This is a genomic window from Enterobacter wuhouensis (assembly GCF_004331265.1).
In the GTDB taxonomy this organism is placed as follows: Bacteria; Pseudomonadota; Gammaproteobacteria; order Enterobacterales; family Enterobacteriaceae; genus Enterobacter; species Enterobacter wuhouensis.
In genome coordinates, this window is the sequence record NZ_SJOO01000001.1 from 772143 (window position 1) to 792523 (window position 20381).

17 protein-coding genes are annotated in these 20381 nt (G+C 59.1%); 6 read left to right on the forward strand and 11 right to left on the reverse strand.

Features of this window, described 5'->3' with window-relative positions:
- From paaG to paaA, 7 genes are read right to left on the reverse strand one after another with little or no spacing between them, the layout of a single operon-like run.
- On the reverse strand, positions 1 to 789 hold the full coding sequence (gene paaG, locus E0L20_RS03800) for a 2-(1,2-epoxy-1,2-dihydrophenyl)acetyl-CoA isomerase PaaG (protein ID WP_131632761.1): 789 nt from the start codon (positions 787 to 789) through the stop codon (positions 1 to 3).
- On the reverse strand, positions 789 to 1556 hold the full coding sequence (paaF, locus tag E0L20_RS03805; protein WP_131632762.1) for a 2,3-dehydroadipyl-CoA hydratase PaaF: 768 nt from the start codon (positions 1554 to 1556) through the stop codon (positions 789 to 791). Before paaF ends, paaG begins: the two co-directional genes overlap by 1 nt.
- Complete coding sequence (gene paaE, locus E0L20_RS03810) at positions 1553 to 2623, reverse strand: 1,2-phenylacetyl-CoA epoxidase subunit PaaE (RefSeq protein WP_131632763.1); 1071 nt, start codon at positions 2621 to 2623, stop codon at positions 1553 to 1555. The genes paaF and paaE overlap by 4 nt, the downstream gene beginning before the upstream one ends.
- Positions 2624 to 2630: 7 nt before the next feature.
- Positions 2631 to 3128 carry a 1,2-phenylacetyl-CoA epoxidase subunit PaaD gene (gene paaD, locus E0L20_RS03815; protein ID WP_131632764.1) on the reverse strand — a complete coding sequence of 166 codons (498 nt, stop codon included), beginning with the start codon at positions 3126 to 3128 and terminating at the stop codon, positions 2631 to 2633.
- 11 nt (positions 3129 to 3139) lie between these two features.
- The gene (paaC, locus tag E0L20_RS03820) at positions 3140 to 3886 is read right to left on the reverse strand and encodes a 1,2-phenylacetyl-CoA epoxidase subunit PaaC (RefSeq protein ID WP_131632765.1); all 747 of its coding nucleotides are present in this window, start codon (positions 3884 to 3886) and stop codon (positions 3140 to 3142) included.
- 8 nt (positions 3887 to 3894) lie between these two features.
- Positions 3895 to 4182 (reverse strand): 1,2-phenylacetyl-CoA epoxidase subunit PaaB, encoded by a 288-nt coding sequence (paaB, locus tag E0L20_RS03825; RefSeq protein ID WP_003857353.1) that lies wholly within the window; start codon positions 4180 to 4182, stop codon positions 3895 to 3897.
- Between the two features lie 12 nt (positions 4183 to 4194).
- Positions 4195 to 5124 (reverse strand): 1,2-phenylacetyl-CoA epoxidase subunit PaaA, encoded by a 930-nt coding sequence (paaA, locus tag E0L20_RS03830; RefSeq protein WP_131632766.1) that lies wholly within the window; start codon positions 5122 to 5124, stop codon positions 4195 to 4197.
- 284 nt (positions 5125 to 5408) lie between these two features.
- Between paaA and paaZ the strand changes: the two genes are divergently transcribed.
- From paaZ to E0L20_RS03850, 4 genes are all read left to right on the forward strand, one after another.
- Positions 5409 to 7451 (forward strand): phenylacetic acid degradation bifunctional protein PaaZ, encoded by a 2043-nt coding sequence (gene paaZ, locus E0L20_RS03835; protein ID WP_131632767.1) that lies wholly within the window; start codon positions 5409 to 5411, stop codon positions 7449 to 7451.
- Positions 7452 to 7644: 193 nt separating this feature from the next.
- Complete coding sequence (gene tynA / locus E0L20_RS03840) at positions 7645 to 9921, forward strand: primary-amine oxidase (RefSeq protein ID WP_131632768.1); 2277 nt, start codon at positions 7645 to 7647, stop codon at positions 9919 to 9921.
- Between the two features lie 169 nt (positions 9922 to 10090).
- Positions 10091 to 12064 (forward strand): alkyl/aryl-sulfatase, encoded by a 1974-nt coding sequence (locus tag E0L20_RS03845; RefSeq protein WP_131632769.1) that lies wholly within the window; start codon positions 10091 to 10093, stop codon positions 12062 to 12064.
- Between the two features lie 63 nt (positions 12065 to 12127).
- Positions 12128 to 13234: a GGDEF domain-containing protein gene (locus E0L20_RS03850; protein WP_131632815.1), complete on the forward strand. Its 1107-nt coding sequence runs from the start codon at positions 12128 to 12130 to the stop codon at positions 13232 to 13234.
- Between the two features lie 136 nt (positions 13235 to 13370).
- Here the strand turns inward: E0L20_RS03850 and E0L20_RS03855 are convergent, their stop codons facing one another.
- Positions 13371 to 14870, reverse strand: a complete 1500-nt coding sequence (locus E0L20_RS03855) for an aldehyde dehydrogenase family protein (RefSeq protein WP_131632770.1) — start codon at positions 14868 to 14870, stop codon at positions 13371 to 13373.
- Positions 14871 to 15111: 241 nt separating this feature from the next.
- Between E0L20_RS03855 and feaR the strand changes: the two genes are divergently transcribed.
- Complete coding sequence (gene feaR / locus E0L20_RS03860) at positions 15112 to 16020, forward strand: transcriptional regulator FeaR (protein ID WP_131632771.1); 909 nt, start codon at positions 15112 to 15114, stop codon at positions 16018 to 16020.
- Here the strand turns inward: feaR and E0L20_RS03865 are convergent, their stop codons facing one another.
- From E0L20_RS03865 to E0L20_RS03875, 3 genes are read right to left on the reverse strand one after another with little or no spacing between them, the layout of a single operon-like run.
- On the reverse strand, positions 16021 to 16338 hold the full coding sequence (locus tag E0L20_RS03865; protein WP_131632772.1) for a YdbL family probable chaperone protein: 318 nt from the start codon (positions 16336 to 16338) through the stop codon (positions 16021 to 16023).
- Positions 16339 to 16345: 7 nt separating this feature from the next.
- Positions 16346 to 16537, reverse strand: a complete 192-nt coding sequence (locus tag E0L20_RS03870; protein ID WP_131632773.1) for a YnbE family lipoprotein — start codon at positions 16535 to 16537, stop codon at positions 16346 to 16348.
- A complete protein-coding gene (locus E0L20_RS03875; RefSeq protein WP_131632774.1) occupies positions 16534 to 19173 on the reverse strand; it encodes a YdbH family protein in 2640 nt (879 codons plus the stop codon). Before E0L20_RS03875 ends, E0L20_RS03870 begins: the two co-directional genes overlap by 4 nt.
- A 210-nt stretch (positions 19174 to 19383) precedes the next feature.
- On the opposite strand from E0L20_RS03875, the gene E0L20_RS03880 reads away from it, so the two are divergent.
- On the forward strand, positions 19384 to 20373 hold the full coding sequence (locus tag E0L20_RS03880) for a 2-hydroxyacid dehydrogenase (RefSeq protein WP_131632775.1): 990 nt from the start codon (positions 19384 to 19386) through the stop codon (positions 20371 to 20373).
- Positions 20374 to 20381 lie beyond the last annotated feature (8 nt).

Genomic DNA, 20381 nt, shown 5'->3' on the forward strand with positions numbered 1-20381 from the left:
CTATTTCCCCGTAAAGTTCGGCGTACGTTTCGCCAGGAAGGCGCTAACGCCCTCGCGGTAGTCGTCGCTGCGCCCGGCCAGGCGCTGATAGTCGCGCTCCAGATCGAGCTGGGCGTCCAGGGTGTTGGTTTCCGCGGCGTTGATGGCCTGCTTGATCAGCCCCAGCCCGAAGGTCGGCTGCGACGCAAAGTGCAGCGCCATCTGCTGCGCCGTGGCGGAGAGCTGTTCGTCATCCACCACCTGCCAGATCATCCCCCAGCCCAGCGCCTGCTCGGCGCTCAGCTTGTCCCCCAGCAGCGCCAGCCCCATCGCGCGGGCGCGCCCGGCGACGCGCGGCAGCAACCAGGTGCCGCCGCAGTCCGGCACCAGGCCGAGCTTGCTGAAGGCCATCACAAAGTTGGCGGAGCGGGCGGCAATGACCATGTCGCACCCCAGCGCCAGCGTGGCGCCTGCGCCTGCAGCCACGCCGTTCACCGCGCAAATCACCGGTTTCGGCAGCTTTGCCAGGCGGCGAACCAGCGGGTTGTAAAAGGTTTCAACGGACATCCCCAGATCCGGCGCCGGGCCGTTCGGGTCCACGTTGCGGTCGTTCAAGTCCTGACCGGCACAGAAGCCGCGCCCCGCGCCGGTGATCAGCAGGCAGCGTATGGTGTCATCACGCTCGGCCTGCTTCAGGCATTCGGATAGCTGCTGGTGCATCACGTCGTTAAAGCTGTTCAGACGCTCCGGACGGTTCAGCGTAAGGGTCATTACGCCTTGCTCAACATGACTGAGAATAAATTCCACTATTAGCGTCCTTTAAAGTCGGGGGTGCGTTTCTGTAAGAAGGCGTCGATGCCCTCCCGGCGGTCTTCGGTGGCGGAAAGCAGCGTAAAAAGCTGGCGCTCCTGCGCGAGCCCGGCCTGGAGCGGCACCTCCTGAGACTGGCGCAGCGCCTGCTTCGCCGCCTGCAGCGCCAGCGGAGAGTGGCGCGCAATCAGCGCCGCCTGCTTCAGGGCATACTCCAGCGTCAGCGCTGCCGGGAACACATCGCTCACCAGCCCGGCGCTCAGCGCCTGCTGCGCGGTAATGCTCTCCCCGGTCAACACCATTTTGCTGGCGAGCGATTTGCCCACGCTGCGAATCAGGCGCTGGGTGCCGCCCGCGCCCGGCATAATGCCCAGCGTGATTTCCGGCAGGCCGAAGCGGGCGTTATCGCCAGCAATCACCACGTCGCACAGCAGCGCCAGCTCGCAGCCGGCTCCCAGCGCAAAGCCGTTCACGGCGGCGATCAGCGGTTTGTTAAACGCGTTAATCCGCGCCCACAGCTGCGGGCGGATATCGTTCAGGGTGGCGGGCAGATCTTTCTCCGCCATTTCGTTGAGGTCCGCCCCTGCGGCGAAGCAGCGCTCGCTGCCGTAAATCACGCAGACGGCGATGTCGGCATCCACGGCGGCGGCCTCAAGCTGCTCCGCGATTTGCAGGAGCAGCGCATTGTTGAGCGCGTTGCGCGCCGCCGGACGGTTAAGCGTCAGCTGCAACACGCGGCCGTGACGGGTGACAATCAGTTCACTCATGCCATCCCCTTCGCGTCAAAATCAACGACCACGTCGGCGGTTAACGGCAGCGCCTGGCAGCTCAACACATACCCCGCCGCCAGTTCGTCCGGCTCCAGGCTGTAGTTGGTTGCCATATCCACCTTCCCGCGCAGCACCTTGCATTTGCAGGTGGCGCACACACCGCCCTTGCAGGCATACGGCAGATCCGCGCCCTGGCGCAGGGCAGCATCAAGAATGCTTTCGTCGTCCGCCGTCAGGGTGATTTCACGGTCGCGCCCGTCCTGGCGCACGGTGACTTTCTGCCCTTCGGCCTGCACGCTGACGGTGCGTTTTACCGCTGAACCCGGCGTGTTAAAGCGCTCAAGGTGAATGGCTTTTTCAGGCATTCCCAGCGCTTTCAGCGCCGCTTCTGCGTCATCCATCATGGCCGACGGGCCGCAGATAAAGGCTTCGTCATACTGGCGGAAGTCGATCAGCGTTTTTGCCAGCGCCTGCAGCTTTTCGCCGTCGATGCGGCCGTGCAGCAGATCGCTGTCCAGCGTCTCCTGGCTGAAGATAGACACCAGCTGCAGCCGCTGCGGGTATTTGTCCTTCAGGTCCGCCAGCGCCTGGCGGAACATCATGCTCTGGCTGCTGCGGTTGCCGTAGATAAGCGTGAAATGGCTATTTGGCTCAGTCGCCAGCGTGGCGGACAAAATCGCCAGCATCGGGGTGATCCCGGAGCCTGCTGCAATGGCCAGGTAGTGACCTTCCCGTTCGGCCTGCGGCTGGTAGCCAAATTGCCCCTGGGGAACCATGACCTCCAGCGCCATGCCCTGCCTGATTTCGTCCCGGGCGTAGCGGGAGAAACGCCCGCCTTCGATGGCTTTCACCGCCACGCTGATTTCGCCCGGTACGGTACTTCGGCAGATGGAGTAGCAGCGGCGTAGTTCATCCCCGCCAAGGGTTGCCTTCAGGGTCAGGTGTTGCCCTGGACGAAAACGGTAAGCGTCCTGCAAACCCTGCGGCACCGCGAAGGTGATGGTCACCGCGTCGCGTGTTTCAGGCTCTACTCTCGCCACTGTTAATGAATGAAACGTTGTCATGGCAGCCTCAAATACATTTGAAATAGTCGAATGGCTCGCGGCAGGTATTGCAGCGGTAGAGCGCTTTGCAGGCCGTCGAACCAAATTCGCTGATAAGCGAGGTATCGCTGCTCGCGCAGCGCGGACAGGTCACCTCTGCCGGGGCATGGGCGTTACAGCTGTGGCCGACGGGCGGGCTGATGCCGTATTCCCGCAGGCGCTCGCGCGCACTGGCCGTCATCCAGTCGGTTGTCCAGGCGGGTTCCAGCTGCAGCACGATATGCACCGGGGTGAAGCCGTGCGCGGTCATCGCCTCGCGGATCGCGCCCAGCAGGTGCTCCGTTGCAGGACAGCCCGAATAGGTCGGCGTGAAGCCGATAACCCAGCCTTCTCCCTGCGCCTTCACGCTGCGCACCATGCCCAGATCGGTGATGGTCAGGACCGGCACTTCCGGGTCCGGGATCTGGCCTAGCAGCGACCAGATCTGCGGTATCTGCGCGGGGGCGATATCAACGAGGCGTTGCATAGCGTTCTCCTTTACCACTGCTGGCCGGGATACGCGCGCTGGAGATACTGCATCTCTGCCAGCATCGGCCCCAGATGTTCGGTGTGCAGACCTTTCTTGCCGCCGGTGCGGTATGCCGCTTCATCGGGCACGCTCAGGGTGGCTTCGTGAAGACCGGCAAACACCTCGCTTTCCCACGGCTCGCGCAGGGTGCGCGGGTCAACCGCCACGCCGGAGTCCACCAGCGCCAGCTCGACGTCGTCCGCCTCAAACAGCTCTGCCGTAAAGCGCCACAGGCCGTTGACCGCCTGCTGCATTTTTTGTGAGGAGGCCTCGGTGCCGTCCCCCAGGCGCACCAGCCAGCCGCGGCTGAAGCGCAGGTGGTAGCGCGCCTCCTTAATCGCTTTTGCGGCGATGGCGGCAATCTGGCCGTCGCTGCTGTGGATCAGGCGCTCGTACAGCGCGACGTTCCACGCGTCCATCAGGTACTGGCGGACAAGGGTGTCGGCGAAGCTGCCGTTCGGCTGTTCCACCAGAAGAACATTGCGAAACTGGCGCTCGTCGCGGCCATAGGCCAGCGTGTCTTCATCACCCTCGCCTTCACGCTCTGCGGCGTAGGTCAGGAAGTTGCGCGCCTGCCCCAGCAGATCGAGGCCGATGTTGGCGAGCGCGAGGTCGATCTCCAGCTCCGGCGCGTGGCCGCACCAGGCGCCCAGACGCTGGGAAAGGACCAGACCGTTGTCGCCCAGACGCAGGGCGTATGCTGATACTGTTTTCATCCCGGACCTCACATGTGCTCGATGCCATCAGGGATGGTGTAAAACGTCGGATGTCGATAGACCTTGCTCTCTGCCGGGTCGAAGAACTCGCCGCTCTCTTCCGGCTGGGAGGCGACGATTTCGCTCGCCTTCACCACCCAGATGGAGCAGCCTTCGCTGCGGCGGGTATAGGCGTCGCGGGCGTTTTCCAGCGCCATGCGGTCGTCTGCGGCGTGAAGACTGCCCACGTGACGGTGGGACAGCCCCTGCTTAGAGCGGACAAAAACTTCATATAACGGCCAGTAGACATTGCTCATGGTGTATTCCTCTTATGCGGCCTGACGGGCGCGTTGCTTTTCGGCGTGCGCCAGAGCGGCTTCGCGCACCCACGCCCCGTCGTCCCAGGCTCTGTTTTTAGCCGCCAGACGTTCGTGATTGCAGACGCCCCGGCCGTTTATCACCTCGTCAAATTCGTGCCAGTCGATCTCGCCGAAGCGATAGCTGCCGCTCTCCTCGTCGAAGCGCAGATCCGCATCCGGCACGGTCATGCCGAGCATTTCCACCTGCGGTACGGTGTTATCCACGAACCGCTGGCGCAGCTCGTCGTTGCCAAAGCGTTTGATTTTCCAGGCGAGACTGCGGGCGCTGTTTGGCGAGTTGTCATCGTTGGGGCCAAACATCATCAGCGCGGGCCACCAGAAGCGGTTGATGGCGTCCTGCAGCATCTGGCGCTGGGATTCACTCCCCTGCGCCAGCGCCATGCAGGCCTCAAAGCCCTGACGCTGGTGGAAGCTCTCTTCTTTACAGATTTTCACCATCGCCCGGGCATAGGGCCCGTAGGAGGTACGGCACAGCGCCACCTGATTGACGATGGCGGCCCCGTCAACCAGCCAGCCGATAACGCCGATGTCGGCCCAGCTCAGGGTTGGGTAGTTAAAGATGGAGGAGTATTTCATCTTGCCGTCGAGCATCTTCTGGTAGATGTCTTCCCGCGCGCAGCCCAGCGTTTCCGCCGCGCTGTAGAGATACAAACCGTGCCCGGCCTCGTCCTGCACTTTTGCCAGCAGGATAGCCTTGCGGCGAAGCGTCGGGGCGCGGGCGATCCAGTTACCTTCCGGCAGCATGCCGACAATCTCGGAGTGGGCGTGCTGACCAATCTGACGGATCAGCGTCTTGCGGTAGGCTTCCGGCATCCAGTCCTGAGGCTCTATCGCCGTCTCCTGCGCTATGCGCTGCTCAAAGCGTTCTTCTTGCGTCACAACATCACCTTTATGATTCATTAATTTATTTAACTAAGCGAAATGGTGAATCACTTCGTTTCTTAAAAGTTACACAAAGGTTAAATATAACCCCAAGGAGTGTTTATCTATTTTGTGATGCCGCTCGCAAGGCTTTTGCTGCAGGGCTGATGATATGGGGCTTGCGATGCCGTGATACATCAGGCCAGATCACAATGTTAACAATTCATTAAAACTCAGCTTGCTTTTTATGATTCGCAATTTAACTATTTATAGTGAACTCATGAAACATCTGGAGATAAGAAATGCAGCAGTTAGCCAGCTTCTTGTCCGGCGCCTGGCAGTCTGGCCGGGGCCGCGAGCGCAACATTCATCACGCCATCAGCGGCGAAGCACTGTGGGAAGTCTCCAGCGAGGGGCTGGATATGGCGGCAGCGCGTCGTTACGCCATCGAGCGCGGCGGCGAAGCCCTTCGCGCCATGACCTTTATCGAGCGGGCGGCCATGCTCAAGGCGGTGGCGAAGCATCTGCTTGAGCATAAAGCGCAGTTTTACGCGCTCTCCGCGCAGACCGGCGCGACCAAAGCCGATAGCTGGGTGGATATCGAGGGCGGGATCGGCACCCTGTTCACCTATGCCAGCCTCGGCAGCCGCGAGCTGCCGGACGATACGCTGTGGCCAGAGGATGAGCTGATCCCACTCTCAAAAGAGGGCGGCTTTGCGGCGCGCCACGTTTTAACCTCAAAATCCGGCGTGGCGGTACATATCAACGCCTTTAACTTCCCGTGCTGGGGCATGCTGGAAAAACTGGCGCCAACCTGGCTGGCCGGGATGCCCGCCATCATCAAACCCGCCACGGCGACCGCGCAGGTGACGCAGGCGATGGTGAAATCGATCGTCGACAGCGGCCTGGTGCCGGACGGTGCCATTAGCCTGATCTGCGGCGGCGCGGGCGATCTGCTGAGCCAGCTCGACGGCCAGGACGTGGTGACCTTTACCGGTTCCGCCAGCACCGGTCAGACGCTGCGGGTGCATCCGAACATCGTGGCGAACGCCATTCCGTTCACCATGGAGGCCGACTCCCTGAACTGCTGCGTGCTGGGCGAAGACGTTACGCCGGAGCAGCCGGAGTTCGCCCTGTTCGTCCGGGAAGTGGTGCGTGAGATGACCGCCAAGGCCGGGCAAAAATGTACCGCCATCCGCCGCATCATCGTGCCGCAAAACCAGGTTGACGCCGTCAGCCAGGCGCTGATTGCCCGGCTGGAAAAGGTGGCTGTCGGCGATCCGGCGCAGGAAGGCGTGAAGATGGGCGCGCTGGTGAACGCCGAGCAGCGCGCGGACGTGCAGGAAAAAGTGGACCAGCTTGTAGCCGCAGGCTGCCAGGTTCGCCTGGGAGGAAAAGCGGATCTGCAGGCCGCGGGCGCGTTCTTCCCGCCGACCCTGCTGTTCTGCCCGCAGCCGGACGAAACCCCTGCCGTGCATTCCATCGAGGCCTTTGGCCCGGTCGCCACGCTGATGCCGTATCGCAATTCAGATCACGCCCTGGAGCTGGCCCGCGCGGGCGGCGGCAGCCTGGCGGGTACGCTGGTGACGGCGGATTTAGCCACCGCTCGCCAGTTTATTGCCGGCGCGGCGCGCGCCCACGGGCGTATTCAGATCCTCAACGAGGAATCCTCTAAAGAGTCTACCGGGCACGGTTCTCCGCTGCCGCAGCTGGTCCACGGCGGCCCGGGCCGTGCGGGCGGTGGTGAAGAGCTGGGCGGCCTGCGCGCCGTTAAGCACTATCTGCAGCGCACCGCCGTCCAGGGCAGCCCGTCTATGCTGGCCGCCATCGGTAAGCAGTGGGTGCGCGGCGCGGAGGTACAGGAAGATCGCGTTCACCCGTTCCGCAAATACTTCGAGGAGCTGCAGCCGGGCGATAGCCTGCTGACGCCGCGCCGTACCCTGACGGAAGCGGACATCGTCAACTTTGCCTGCCTGAGCGGGGATCATTTCTACGCCCACATGGACAAAATCGGCGCGGCAGAGTCGATCTTTGGCGAGCGCGTGGTGCACGGCTACTTCCTGATTTCCGCCGCGGCGGGGTTGTTCGTCGATGCGGGCGTAGGGCCGGTGATTGCCAACTACGGCATGGAGAACCTGCGCTTTATCGAGCCGGTCAAGCCGGGGGATACCATTCAGGTGCGCCTGACCTGCAAGCGTAAAACGCTGAAAAAACAGCGAGCTGCCGATGAAAAACCAACGGGCGTGGTGGAATGGTCCGTTGAGATTTTCAACCAGCACCAGCAGGCCGTGGCGCTCTACTCCATTCTGACGCTGGTAGCGCGCCGGCAGGGCGACTTCAGCTAACTTCCCCTCCCCCTGACCCTCTCCCCACCGGGGAGAGGGGATTGTTCTGCACAAGCATGTGATTTATCCCCGCTCTTTTTTTAACCTGGCAAGACTGACAAATAACCTGGCAGATGCAGGCAAACGCTTTTCGCGCGCGCCTGTCAGGATAAGGCTGTCACAACACAATAAACACAACAAGATGAGGTCTACGATGGGAAGCAATTCTTCTTTTTCTGCCCGTAGAACGGCACTGGCCATGGCCGTTGCGCTGTGTTGCGCCTGGCAATCTCCTGCTTTCGCCCACGGCGGCGAGGCGCATATGGTCCCGATGGACAAAACGCTGCAGGAGTTTGGCGCGGACGTGCAGTGGGATGATTACGCTCAGATGTTCACCATCGCCAAAGACGGGGCCTTTGTGAAGGTCAAGCCGGGCGCGAAAACCGCGATCGTCAACGGTAAGCCCATGACGCTGCAGGTGCCGGTGGTGATGAAAGATAAAAAAGCCTTTATCTCTGACACCTTCATTAACGATGTCTTTCAGTCAGGCCTCGATCAGACCTTCCAGGTGGAAAAACGCCCTCACCCTCTGAACGCCTTAACCGCAGACGAAATTAAGCAGGCCGTAGAGATCGTAAAAGCCTCTGCGGACTTTAAGCCCAACACCCGCTTTACCCAGATTGCCCTTGCCGAGCCGGAAAAAGCCAGGGTCTGGGACTTCGTGCTGAACGGCACGGCGGTGGACGCCCCCCGCCAGGCCAACATCACGATGCTCGACGGGAAGCACATCATCGAAAGCCGGGTAGACCTGAAGGATAAAACGATCCTCAGCTGGGAGCCGATTAAAGACGCGCACGGCATGGTGCTGCTGGATGACTTTACCACCGTTCAGCAAATCATTAACGAAAGCACCGAATTTGCCGAGGTGCTGAAAAAGCGCGGCATCACCGATACGAAGAAGGTGATCACCACCCCGCTGACCGTCGGCTACTTCGACGGCAAGGACGGCCTGAAGCAGGAGGACCGCCTGCTCAAAGTGGTGAGCTATCTGGACGTGGGCGACGGCAACTACTGGGCGCACCCGATTGAAAACCTGGTGGCGGTCGTCGACCTTGAGCAAAAGAAAATACAGAAGATAGAAGAAGGCCCGGTGGTTCCGGTTCCAATGACTCCGCGTCCGTATGACGGCCGTGACCGTATTGAAACGGTGAAAAAACCGCTGGAGATCGTCGAGCCGGAAGGCAAGAACTACACCATCACCGGCGACACGGTGCACTGGCAGAACTGGGATTTCCACCTGAGCCTGGACTCGCGCGTTGGGCCAACGATCTCTACCGTGACCTACAACGATAACGGCAGGAAGCGCCAGGTCATGTATCAGGGATCGCTGGGCGGGATGATCGTGCCCTATGGCGACCCGGACGTAGGCTGGTACTTTAAAGCCTATCTGGATTCCGGCGACTACGGCATGGGCACCCTGACCTCCCCGCTGGTGCGCGGCAAAGACGTGCCGTCTAACGCCGTGTTGCTGAACGAAACCATTCCGGACTACACCGGCGCGCCGATGGAGATCCCCCGCGCGATCGCCATTTTTGAGCGCTACGCCGGGCCGGAGTATAAGCACCAGGAGATGGGCCAGCCGAACGTCAGCACCGAGCGCCGCGAGCTGGTGGTGCGCTGGGTGAGTACCGTGGGCAACTACGACTATATCTTTGACTGGGTATTCCACGAGAACGGGACTATCGGCATTGATGCAGGGGCAACCGGCATCGAAGCGGTGAAAGGCGTGCAGGCGAAAACCATGCATGACGCGACTGCCAAAGATGACACCAAATACGGCACGCTGATCGACCATAATATTGTCGGCACCACCCACCAGCATATCTATAACTTCCGCCTGGATATGGACGTCGACGGCACCAACAACAAGCTGGTGGCGATGGACCCGGAAGTGAAGCCGAATACCGCCGGCGGGCCGCGAACCAGCACCATGCAGGTCAATCAGTACGACATTGATACCGAGCAGCAGGCCGCGCAGAAGTTCGATCCGGGTACCATTCGCCTGCTGAGCAACACCCGCAAAGAGAACCGCATGGGCAACCCGGTGTCGTACCAGATTATCCCTTATGCAGGCGGGACGCATCCGGTGGCTACGGGTGCGAAGTTCGCCCCTGACGAGTGGATTTACCACCGCCTGAGCTTTATGGATAAACAGCTGTGGGTGACGCGCTACCACCCGAACGAGATGTATCCGGAAGGTAAATTCCCGAACCGTTCCACGCACGATACCGGTCTGGGTCAGTACAGTAAGGATAACGAATCCCTGAACGATCAGGATGACGTCGTGTGGATGACCACCGGCACCACGCACGTCGCCCGCGCCGAGGAGTGGCCAATCATGCCGACGGAATGGGTGCATACCCTGCTCAAGCCGTGGAACTTCTTCGACGAAACGCCCACGCTTGGCAAAAAGAGAGATGAGCAGAAGTAAATAACGTACCGGGCGCAATGCCCGGTTTTTCATCTATTTACTTGCTGAATACTGCTCCCCGATTATAGTTAATGCTACCTCGCGTTATCCCATTGCATCTCTTGAACCACTTTCAGCCAGGACACGTAGTTCCACGAACGACGTTTTACACATCACTGAGAGGTTTAGGATGAAATTCAATTTGATCGTCAGAAGTCTTGCACTGGCAGGGCTTTTGGTTTCCGTCAGTTCCGCTTATGCGGCAGAAGCCCCGAAGGAGGCCACTGCCGCAACGCAGCAGGCCAATAACGCGCTGTTTAACCAGCTTCCTTTCTCCGATAACACTGATTTCACCGATGCCCACAAGGGGTTTATTGCCCCTATCCCTCAGGAGGCGATCAAAGGTGAACAAGGCAACGTTGTCTGGAACCCTCAGCAATACGCGTTCATTAAAGAGGGTGACAAAGCGCCGGATTCGGTTAACCCGAGCTTATGGCGTCAATCTCAGCTGATTAACATCAGCGGCCTGTTTGAAGTCACCGAAGGCGTATATCAGATCCGCAACCTCGATTTGTCGAATATGACCATCATCGAGGGTAAAGAAGGTATTACCGTTGTTGATCCGCTGGTCTCGGCAGAAACGGCCAAAGTCGGGATGGATCTCTACTTCAAAAACCGCGGGAAAAAGCCGGTGGTGGCGGTTATTTATACCCACAGCCACGTTGACCACTACGGCGGCGTGCGCGGCGTGGTTGACGAAGGTGACGTGAAGTCGGGCAAAGTGAAAATTTACGCCCCGTCCGGGTTTATGGAAGCCGCCGTCGCGGAAAATATCATGGCGGGCAACGTCATGAGCCGTCGCGCCAGCTACATGTACGGCAACCTGCTGAAACCCGACGCCAAAGGCCAGGTGGGTGCAGGCCTGGGCACAACCACCTCCGCGGGTAGCGTCACCCTGATCGCGCCAACCAACATCATCGAGAAAGACGGTCAGAAAGAGGTCATCGACGGCCTCACCTATGATTTTATGCTGGCGCCAGGCTCAGAAGCGCCTTCCGAAATGCTCTGGTATATCGAAGAGAAAAAGCTGATTGAATCCGCAGAGGACGTGACCCACACCCTGCACAACACCTACTCCCTGCGCGGGGCAAAAATCCGCGAACCGCTGCCGTGGTCGAAATACATCAACCAGGCGATTGTGCGCTGGGGCGATAAAGCCGAAATCATCATGGCACAGCACCACTGGCCTACCTGGGGCAACGAGAATGTTGTCAAACTGTTGAAAAGCCAGCGTGACCTGTATCGATATATTAACGACCAGACGCTGCGCATGGCGAACGAAGGCCTGACGCGCGACGAGATCGCCGCCAGCTTCAAGCTGCCGGATTCGCTGGCGCACACATGGGCTAACCGCGGGTACTACGGCTCGGTGAGCCACGACGTGAAGGCCACCTACGTGCTCTATCTGGGCTGGTTCGACGGCAACCCGGCGACGCTGGATGAACTGCCGCCAGAAGAAGGCGCGAAGAAGTTCGTTGAATATATGGGCGGCGCGGATGCGATTCTGCAAAAAGCGAAAACCGATTTCGACCAGGGCAACTACCGCTGGGTGGCGCAGGTGGTAAGCAAAGTGGTGTTTGCCGATCCGAACAACCAGGCGGCGCGTAATCTCGAAGCCGATGCGCTGGAGCAGCTGGGCTACCAGGCCGAATCCGGTCCGTGGCGCAACTTCTACCTGACCGGCGCGCAGGAGCTGCGTAACGGCGTGGTAAAAGGGCCAACGCCGAATACCGCCAGCCCGGATACCGTGCGGGCCATGACCCCGGAAATGTTCTTTGACTACCTGGCGGTGCATATCAACGGTCAGAAAGCCGGAGAGGCCAAATCGGTGCTTAACGTCGATCTGGGCAACGATGGCGGTAAATACAAGCTTGAGCTGGAAAATGGCGTACTGAACCACACGGCCAATGCCGAAGCGCAGGACGCAGATGCCACCCTGACGCTCAACCGCGATACGCTGAACAAAATTATCCTGAAAGAAGTGACGCTGAAGCAGGCCGAGGACAGCGGCGACATCAAGGTCACCGGCAACGGTGCAAAACTCGATGAAATGCTCGGCTACATGGACAAGTTTGAGTTCTGGTTTAATATCGTGACACCGTAACGCATCACGGGCGGCGCGTCCGCCCGTATTTTTATACACCTATTGATACGGAAATCGGCTGTGATAGAAAAAAGACACAATACGACGCCTGAACGGGCAACCTGGCCCACGCGAAAATCGATGGTGCGCCACGGCCTTGCCATGAACCTGCCGTGGCTGGCCTTCGTGAACGCGAGCTTCGCGCTCATGATCCTGTTCCGCAACGTATTGTTCGACAATATCGACAGCCTCATTGGCGCCACAAAACAGCTAACAATGGTGGTGGATACCTCCATGTTAGGGGTTATCATCCTCTCGGCAGCGCTGGTGGTTATGGCCTGGCGGCATATCGCCGGGATCGGCATCGTTTTGTTCATTTGCAGCCTGATGTGGGCAATGTGTAGCTTTCTGCTCATCGCCGTGGTCCAGATCCCCCATGCGTGGCCAATATTTACCGTTCTGCTGCTGGCGGGGATGGCGGCCCTCTATTTCCACCTTTCGGGGCTGTTGTCATTTATTCTCCCCCTCTGGCTCACCCTGCCTGCCGCGAGCATCGTCCTTAATCACGAGGTAAGCCTCCGCTTTGCGGTTCCGTGGGGAGTTTTCACCCTCATTCTGGTCTGCGGACGTTTCATCCTTTTAAGCTGGTTTGAGGAAGCCTGGCGGCGTAACCAGCAGAATCAGCGCCTCATTCTGCGGCTCGATGCGCTGGCGCATCTGGATGCCTTAACCCAGACGGCTAACCGTCGGGCAATGGAAACCGTGCTGGAAAACGCCGTCGAGCAGAAAAAGGCCTTTTCGCTGATTATGCTGGACGTCGACTACTTCAAACTTTACAACGACACCTACGGTCATCAGGCCGGGGACGCGTGCCTGACGCGCGTGGCGCAGGTGCTGAAAAAATCGGTGCGCACGCCCCATGACGTTGTTTCCCGCTACGGCGGCGAAGAGTTTGTGGTGATCCTGTTTGACTGCCCGGAAGCGATGGCGGAACAGGTGGCGATTCGCATTCAGGAGGGGTTACGGGCTGAAGCGATTGCCCACAGCGCCTCAAATGTCAGCGATGCTGTCACGGCAAGTATGGGCATTGCGGGGATGGTGGACGGTCTGGCCGGTCCCGAGGTCATCGCCCGCGCCGATGCGGCGCTGTACCGTGCGAAAGAGGCCGGGCGGGACCGGTGGTCGCATTAAAAAATGCCGGGTGGCGCTGCGCTGACCCGGCCTACGAAATTAGCCCGGTGTGGCCTGATGCCCTCACCCTGACCCTCTCCCACGGGAGAGGGAACACACACTAAAAAGGCAACCTCCCGGTTGCCTTTTGCTTTTACTAGTAGCGCACGCAAACCGACTTGGTCTCGCACCAGCCGTCCAGCCAGTCCGGGCCAAAGTCACGACCGGTACCGGACTGCTTCATGCCCCCGAACGGCAGGTTGGCGTCAATCAGCGTGTGGCTGTTTACCCACACGGTGCCCGCCTGCAGCCTGTCGGTATACTCCAGCGCCCTGCTGATGTTCTGCGTCCAGACGCTGGCCGTCAGCCCGTATTCGGTATCGTTCGCCAGCCGTAGCGCCTCTTCGCCGTCGGCTACGCGTACGAGGTTCACCACCGGGCCGAACACCTCTTCACGGGTCAGGCGCAGCGCCGCATCCGGGTTGACCACCAGCGTAGGCGAAACGTAATAGCCTTTGCCGGACGGGCCGACGTTGCCGACAATCAGCTCCGCGCTTTTTGATTTTGCTTCATCGAGGAAGGTCTGCACTTTATCGCAGTGGGCACGCGAGACGAGGGGGTTAATAAACGCCTGCGGCGACATGCCCGGCCCGACGCTCAGGGATTTCACCGCCTGCTCAAAACCGCTCACCAGCGTATCGAACAGCGGCGCTTCAATGTAGATGCGCGAGCTGGCGGCGCAGACCTGCCCCTGGTTCAGGAAGCTCCCCATCATCAGCCCATCAATCACCCAGGCCGGGTCGGCATCCTTCAGCACGATGGCCGGGTTTTTGCCGCCCAGCTCCAGGGTCACGCCCGTGAGCGTATCTGCCGCCGCGCGCGCGATCTGTTTTCCCGTTGCCGTAGAGCCGGTGAAGCTCACTTTGGCGATATGCGGATGCGACGTCAGCGCAGCACCGCACACCGCGCCGCTGCCCGTTACCACGTTGAACACGCCTTCAGGTATGCCCGCGTCACTCGCCAGCTCCGCAACGCGCAGCATCGTCAGCGGCGTCGTTTCAGAAGGCTTAATAACGATGGAACACCCCGCCGCCAGCGCGGGCATAACCTTCCACATGCCAATCATCAGCGGGAAGTTCCAGGGGACAATGCCGGCAACCACGCCCACAGGCTCTTTTCGCGTCCAGGCCTGGTAGCGCGCTCCCTGCGGTAGGGGGATTGAGAGGTCGAGGGTTTTCCCCGCAATTTTCGTGGTCAGCCCGGCGGTGTAGCGCATCCAGTTCAGGGTGCAGCCGACTTCAAACGCACGAGAGATATTGATTGATTTGCCCTGCTCCAGCGTCTCAAGCTGTGCCAGCTCTTCGCTATGTTGTTCAACCAGATCGGCAAAACGCAGCAGGATGCGCTCACGCTCGGCGGGCAGTTTGCCTGACCAGGAACGGGCAACAAAGGCGCGCCAGCCGGACATCACCGCCCGATCGACATCATCAACGCTGGCATCGGCAGTAGAGGCAATAATCTCTCCCGTTGCCGGGTTATAGACGTTTAACCGCTTTTCGCTGTCGGATGCGGTCTGTCGTCCTTCAATCCACAGCCCGTGATGGCGGTCCAAAAACTGCTGCACGCCCGGCAGGATTGCGACCTGTGATTCTGACATAGGGTACTCCTTCGTTATTATTCGCAGGGTGTTAATGCAGTCTACGAGGGCTTTCGCATTCTCGCTTTTGTCTCTCTGACATTCGCTTTGCCACCTGTGACAGGCTCCGCAAATCGTGATAATTCCGGCTTATACCGCTGTTCCCGGTGAGTGTTCTTTCCTATAGTCAGCCTCAAGGCTCTGACAAAATGCAACACAAATGCAACAATGCGAAAACATTGACGGTGCAGCGGGATAAACGATGGCGTGTGCAAGCGAGCAGGAAAAATATCAGCAGTGGCTGGCGCAAATTAACCAGGTCTGCGGGCGTTTTGACGCTCGCCCACTTGAGGGCGAATTTATTGGCGAACTGGAAACCAGCTATGCGCGCAGCCTGAAGCTCAGCACCGTGACCGCCGCGGGCGTTAACCTCTTCCGCACGCGTCAGGAGATAAAAACCAGCAACGACGCGTGGTTCTACACCGTGTTTCAGCTCGACGGCGGCGCGGAGATTGAACAGGACGGCCGTCGCTCTATCCTCAAATCCGGGGACATTACGCTCATTGACGCCTCGCGCCCCTGCTCCATCTACTGGCAGGAAAAGTCCCGCCAGATTTCATTGCTTGTGCCGCGCCAGATTATTGAACAGCAGTGTCGTTTTCAGGAGGTAAGCTGCGCGCTCACGCTCTCCCGCACCCTGCCTACCGTTCAGCTGAGCCACCGCCTGCTGCAGGAGAGCATGGGCAATGCCGACCTGAGCGATCGGGAAAGTGAAGCGGCGCTGGAGGCGATGGTCTGCCTGCTGCGTCCGGCGTTTCAGCAGCGGGAAGCGGCCCCGCCGCGTAAGGAACGCCAGTTTCAGAACGTGCTGTCACTGATTGACGATCATATTCAGGCGGAAACCCTGCGCCCGGAGTGGATTGCCGCAGAGAGCGGGATGTCGGTGCGCAGCCTGTACCGCATGTTTGCCGATAAGGGCCTGGTGGTGGCGCAGTATATTAAAAACCGCCGACTCGACCTCTGCGCGCAGGTGCTGCGTTCAGCCGGAGACGATGAAAAGCTGGCGGGGATTGGCTACAGCTGGGGATTTGCCGACCATAGCCATTTTTCTACGGCGTTTAAGCAGCGGTTTGGCGTTTCGCCCGGAGAGTACCGCAAGCGTTGCCGCTAGCTATTTTTTCAGCCATTTTCCGTTAATTCCCTTCACGTATTCACCCGGCTGCGCGCGCGCGACCAGCTTTTGCCCTGCCATCTTCGCCACTTCATCCACCGGCAGGTTATTGCTGTCGGCAAGCTTCTGATAGCTTTCCGTCCGCGCGGCATTAATGCGGTTCACCAGCGCCAGCGTTTCGGCATCCTGTTTGACAGGCGCGATATAGCCGCTCAGGGTTTCCCCCACGCGCCCCTGCGCCCGGGCGTCATTTAAGGTGAGCGTTGCCGCCTGCACGTTCATGCCCAGCGCCAGTAAAATAAGAGCTAATCGTTTCATGGCGTCCTCAGAACAGATCGCTGCGCGATTTCAGCAGGGATTCAACGTCTTTATCGACCTTGATGTGGATCTCGTGCTCAATTTTTACGTTCATGTTGATGGTGATCGGCTCCTTTGGCGCGGCCACCTCAATGCGTGGCGTACAGCCGCTCAGCAGCGCGACAGCGGCGACGGTGAGTACACCTGCCCTCATTTTCATCGTTGATCCTCACTTTCCTTGCCGGTAGCACTGCGGGCACTGGGTATTGCCGCATGTTGCTCAAACCATGTTTGCAGGTTGTCTCCAAAGCGCAGGCTGCGCCAGAGGGTAAATATGTTCTCTTCGTGGGTGTAGTTGAGGTTCACCGAACCACTTTTGCCATCAACCCGGCTGGTTCCCTTGATGGTGGCCTGCATGGTGAGTTCACCCAGGTTATCGACATTGAGTTTTGTCCACGAACGGGAAATTTCCATATAGCGAAGCCAGTTAATCGCAGCCCCCGCCACCATATTATCGCTCACGATGGCATCCGCCGTGTCTTTGTCGATACGAAGCGTCATCGGCCCCGGATTGGTCAGCCAGCCATCTTTGATGATCCATTTTTCGTTATCCAGCCAAAACGGCAGCGCCCCGCTTACGGGCCCTGACATTGTAAACTGCTTGGGATTGACGGCGCCGATCAGCTCGCTGGAAGAGATATTGTCTACCCGCAGCAGCGCCGGATCGTGCTGCGGCATCCTGAGTTGCTGCATGGTAATTTTCCCGCCGAGGGTTTCAACCTTCACGTTGGTGAGCAGCAGCGGGTTCTCTTCCGTCCACGGATAGTCGCCCTGCAGATCGGCGGTGATGTTGCGCGCGGTCACCAGGTTTTCAACTTCACCAATGCGCAGCGTTACCGGCCCACGCGTGCCGAGCGACCAGGTTCCTTCGCTAAAGCGGAACGGCAGGACAAAATCGACGCCGTTAATTTTATTGTCGGGCATCCACGCGCTGCCCGACGTCAGCACGCCGTGGCCGCCTGCCTCAAAGCCCTGATCGGCTGCCGCCGAGAACGCCACCTGCGCGTAAAGTTCACCTTCACGCAGGGTCAATTTCCAGTCTGGCGGGATGAGCGGCTGGAATACGGTAAGAGACTGCTTCGGCCACCAGGCTTGCCCCCGCAGGCGTTCGCCATCCCAGCGCCCGTTTACCCGTACCGGGCCAATCTTGTCGGCGTGCAGGTCGCCTTTGAACTGGAAGAGGGTCGGTTCGGTGCCGTCCACGCTAAACGTGAGCACCGACGGCGGCAGTACGCTTCCCCCCGAAAACGACGTTTGTCCGGCATTCAGCGAGAGCGCACCGCTGAATTTTGGGTTGGCCGGATCGCGATACCAGCGTACCGGGCTATCCAACACCAGGCGCGGTTTGCTCACCTCCATGGTGCCGTACTGGAGCCTGTCGAAGCCGGTGGAAAGATCGGTGAGTTCGATAAGCCTGTCGCGCCACTCGCCTTTACCCGCCACATCCCAGCGGGCATGCATGGGCGTAAAGCCGCCTTTTCCCCAGTAGCGCCACTGCCACAGGCCGTTATCGGGCAGAAAGTCATTGGCCTGTCCGTCAAGGTGCAGTTCAAAATCGCCCATCTCATTTTCATGCGCACGCAGAATAGCCTGCAGGCGACCGTCTACACCTTTCTGGGTGAGCTTAACCCCTGCCAGCGGCCAGCGGATTTCATCGATATCGAGAGCGTTAATAATGCGCCCACGAGAACGCAAAAGCGCACCCGGTTCGAACGTAAGCTGCGGATCGCTGACGCTGCCGGTCAGCTTTGCCGGAAGTTTAGCGTAAAGAATAAGATCGTTTTGCTTGGCCTCGCCGCTCAGGTGAAGCGGCATGTTGTTGTTTTCCATGCTGAGCTTGCCGGGCCCTATATTGAGCACGGCATTGCCTTTACCGGCATCGCCTTGCGTCAGCACGTTGAGACGCCCGGTAAAAATGGCGTTCTCAAGCCCCTGCTGCCAGCTGTCCACCCTCAGGCCAACGCGCCCGCTCAGCGGCATGCCGGACAGATCCCAGTGCCAGCGGCCATCGCTGATGTTCAGCTGTTCCGCCGTGATCTGCCACGGCAGGTCGAGCAATGGTTCAGGATTATTGCGCGCCATGACCACCAGCTGCCCCTGATTTTCCTCCCAGTCGAGATCGGCATCGACCAGAGACGTTAACTGTGGCACGTTAAACGTCGCGACGGCGTGGCCTTTAACGGGCACGCCGTCCGGAACCAGCGGCAGGGTGAATTCCCCCACCAGCTTCACAGGCTCCGGCTGGTGGGGAAGCAGTACGTCAAACTGGCTGACGGTGAGGGTCTGACCACGCAGCCGACCGTTGATGCTCACCTGCTCGCCGTTATAGGTGAGTTCCTGAGTCTCCGGCGTGAGTGAAGCATGGAGTTCCCCCTGCCACTGTTGCCAGGGTGAGAGCGTAAGGGAGTGAACGGCGATCCAGGTTTTGGGCAAAACCGCCTGCCACTGCGCCAGCGTTTTGGGTGCGACCGTCGAAGGCGCTGACTGAGGGATTTTGCTGAAGCACACGGCGTTCAGCTCCAGCGCGTCGATTTCCAGCTTCCAGCGGCTGGGATGGGACAGCGTGGCGTTTTTTACGCTGGCAATCTCGCAATCCTCAACCAGATAGCGCAGATCGGGAATAACGATAGCGTGGCGGGTCAGTCGGGGGCTTTTTTCGAAGGCGATGCGGGTTCCGACGGGTAGCCAGATCCCTGCTAAGGTTGGCACCCATTGGGCGAGCGTCATCAGCAGCGTAAGCGGCAAAACAATTAACAGCAGTAATAGCGCAATTACGGCTTTGTATTTACCCTTCATGGGCAGTTAATATCCTGATTTAGCGAAAGAATTAAGCCGACAGTGCCGATCATTGTCGCATGTTTAGCCAGTCAGTTGAAGCGTATGCCATTTTTAAGGATAGATGCTCTATCATTATTCATAGAACTTATTGAATTCAATAATATTTTATAAATTGTAAGATTATTTTAATCATGCTAACGTGAATGCAAAATCACTGGAGAAAGTCTTATGAAACTCGCCGTTTATAGCACAAAGCAGTACGACAAAAAGTATCTGCAACATGTTAACGAGACTTATGGATTCGAACTTGAATTTTTCGACTTTCTGCTGACCGAGAAAACCGCCAAAACCGCGCACGGGTGCGAAGCCGTCTGCATCTTCGTCAACGATGACGGCAGTCGCCCGGTGCTCGAAGAGTTAAAAAAGCAGGGCGTGAAGTACATTGCTCTGCGCTGCGCGGGCTTTAACAACGTGGATCTTGATGCGGCAAAAGAGCTGGATCTGAAGGTGGTTCGCGTTCCAGCCTACTCCCCGGAAGCGGTAGCGGAACACGCTATCGGCATGATGATGTCCCTGAACCGTCGTATTCACCGCGCCTATCAGCGCACCCGCGACGCCAACTTCTCTCTGGAAGGCCTGACCGGCTTTACCATGTACGGCAAAACCGCAGGCGTGATCGGCACCGGTAAAATCGGCGTGGCTGCCCTGCGCATCCTCAAGGGCTTTGGCATGCGCCTGCTGGCGTTTGACCCTTACCCAAGCGCTGCCGCGCTGGAGCTGGGCGTAGAGTATGTCGATCTGACCACGCTGTTCTCGCAGTCAGACGTGATCTCCCTGCACTGCCCGCTGACGCCGGAAAACTATCACCTGCTCAACCAGTCGGCATTTGACCAGATGAAGGACGGCGTGATGATCGTCAACACCAGCCGCGGCGGGTTGATTGACTCCCAGGCGGCGATCGAAGCGTTGAAAACGCAAAAGATTGGCGCGCTGGGGATGGACGTGTATGAGAACGAGCGCGATTTGTTCTTTGAAGACAAGTCCAACGACGTGATTCAGGATGACGTCTTCCGCCGCCTGTCCGCCTGCCACAACGTGCTGTTCACCGGCCATCAGGCGTTCCTCACCGCCGAAGCGCTAATCAGCATTTCGGAAACCACGCTGGGGAATTTGCAGCAGCTGGAAAAGGGTGAAGATTGTCCTAACGCGATCGCGTAAGCATAAGG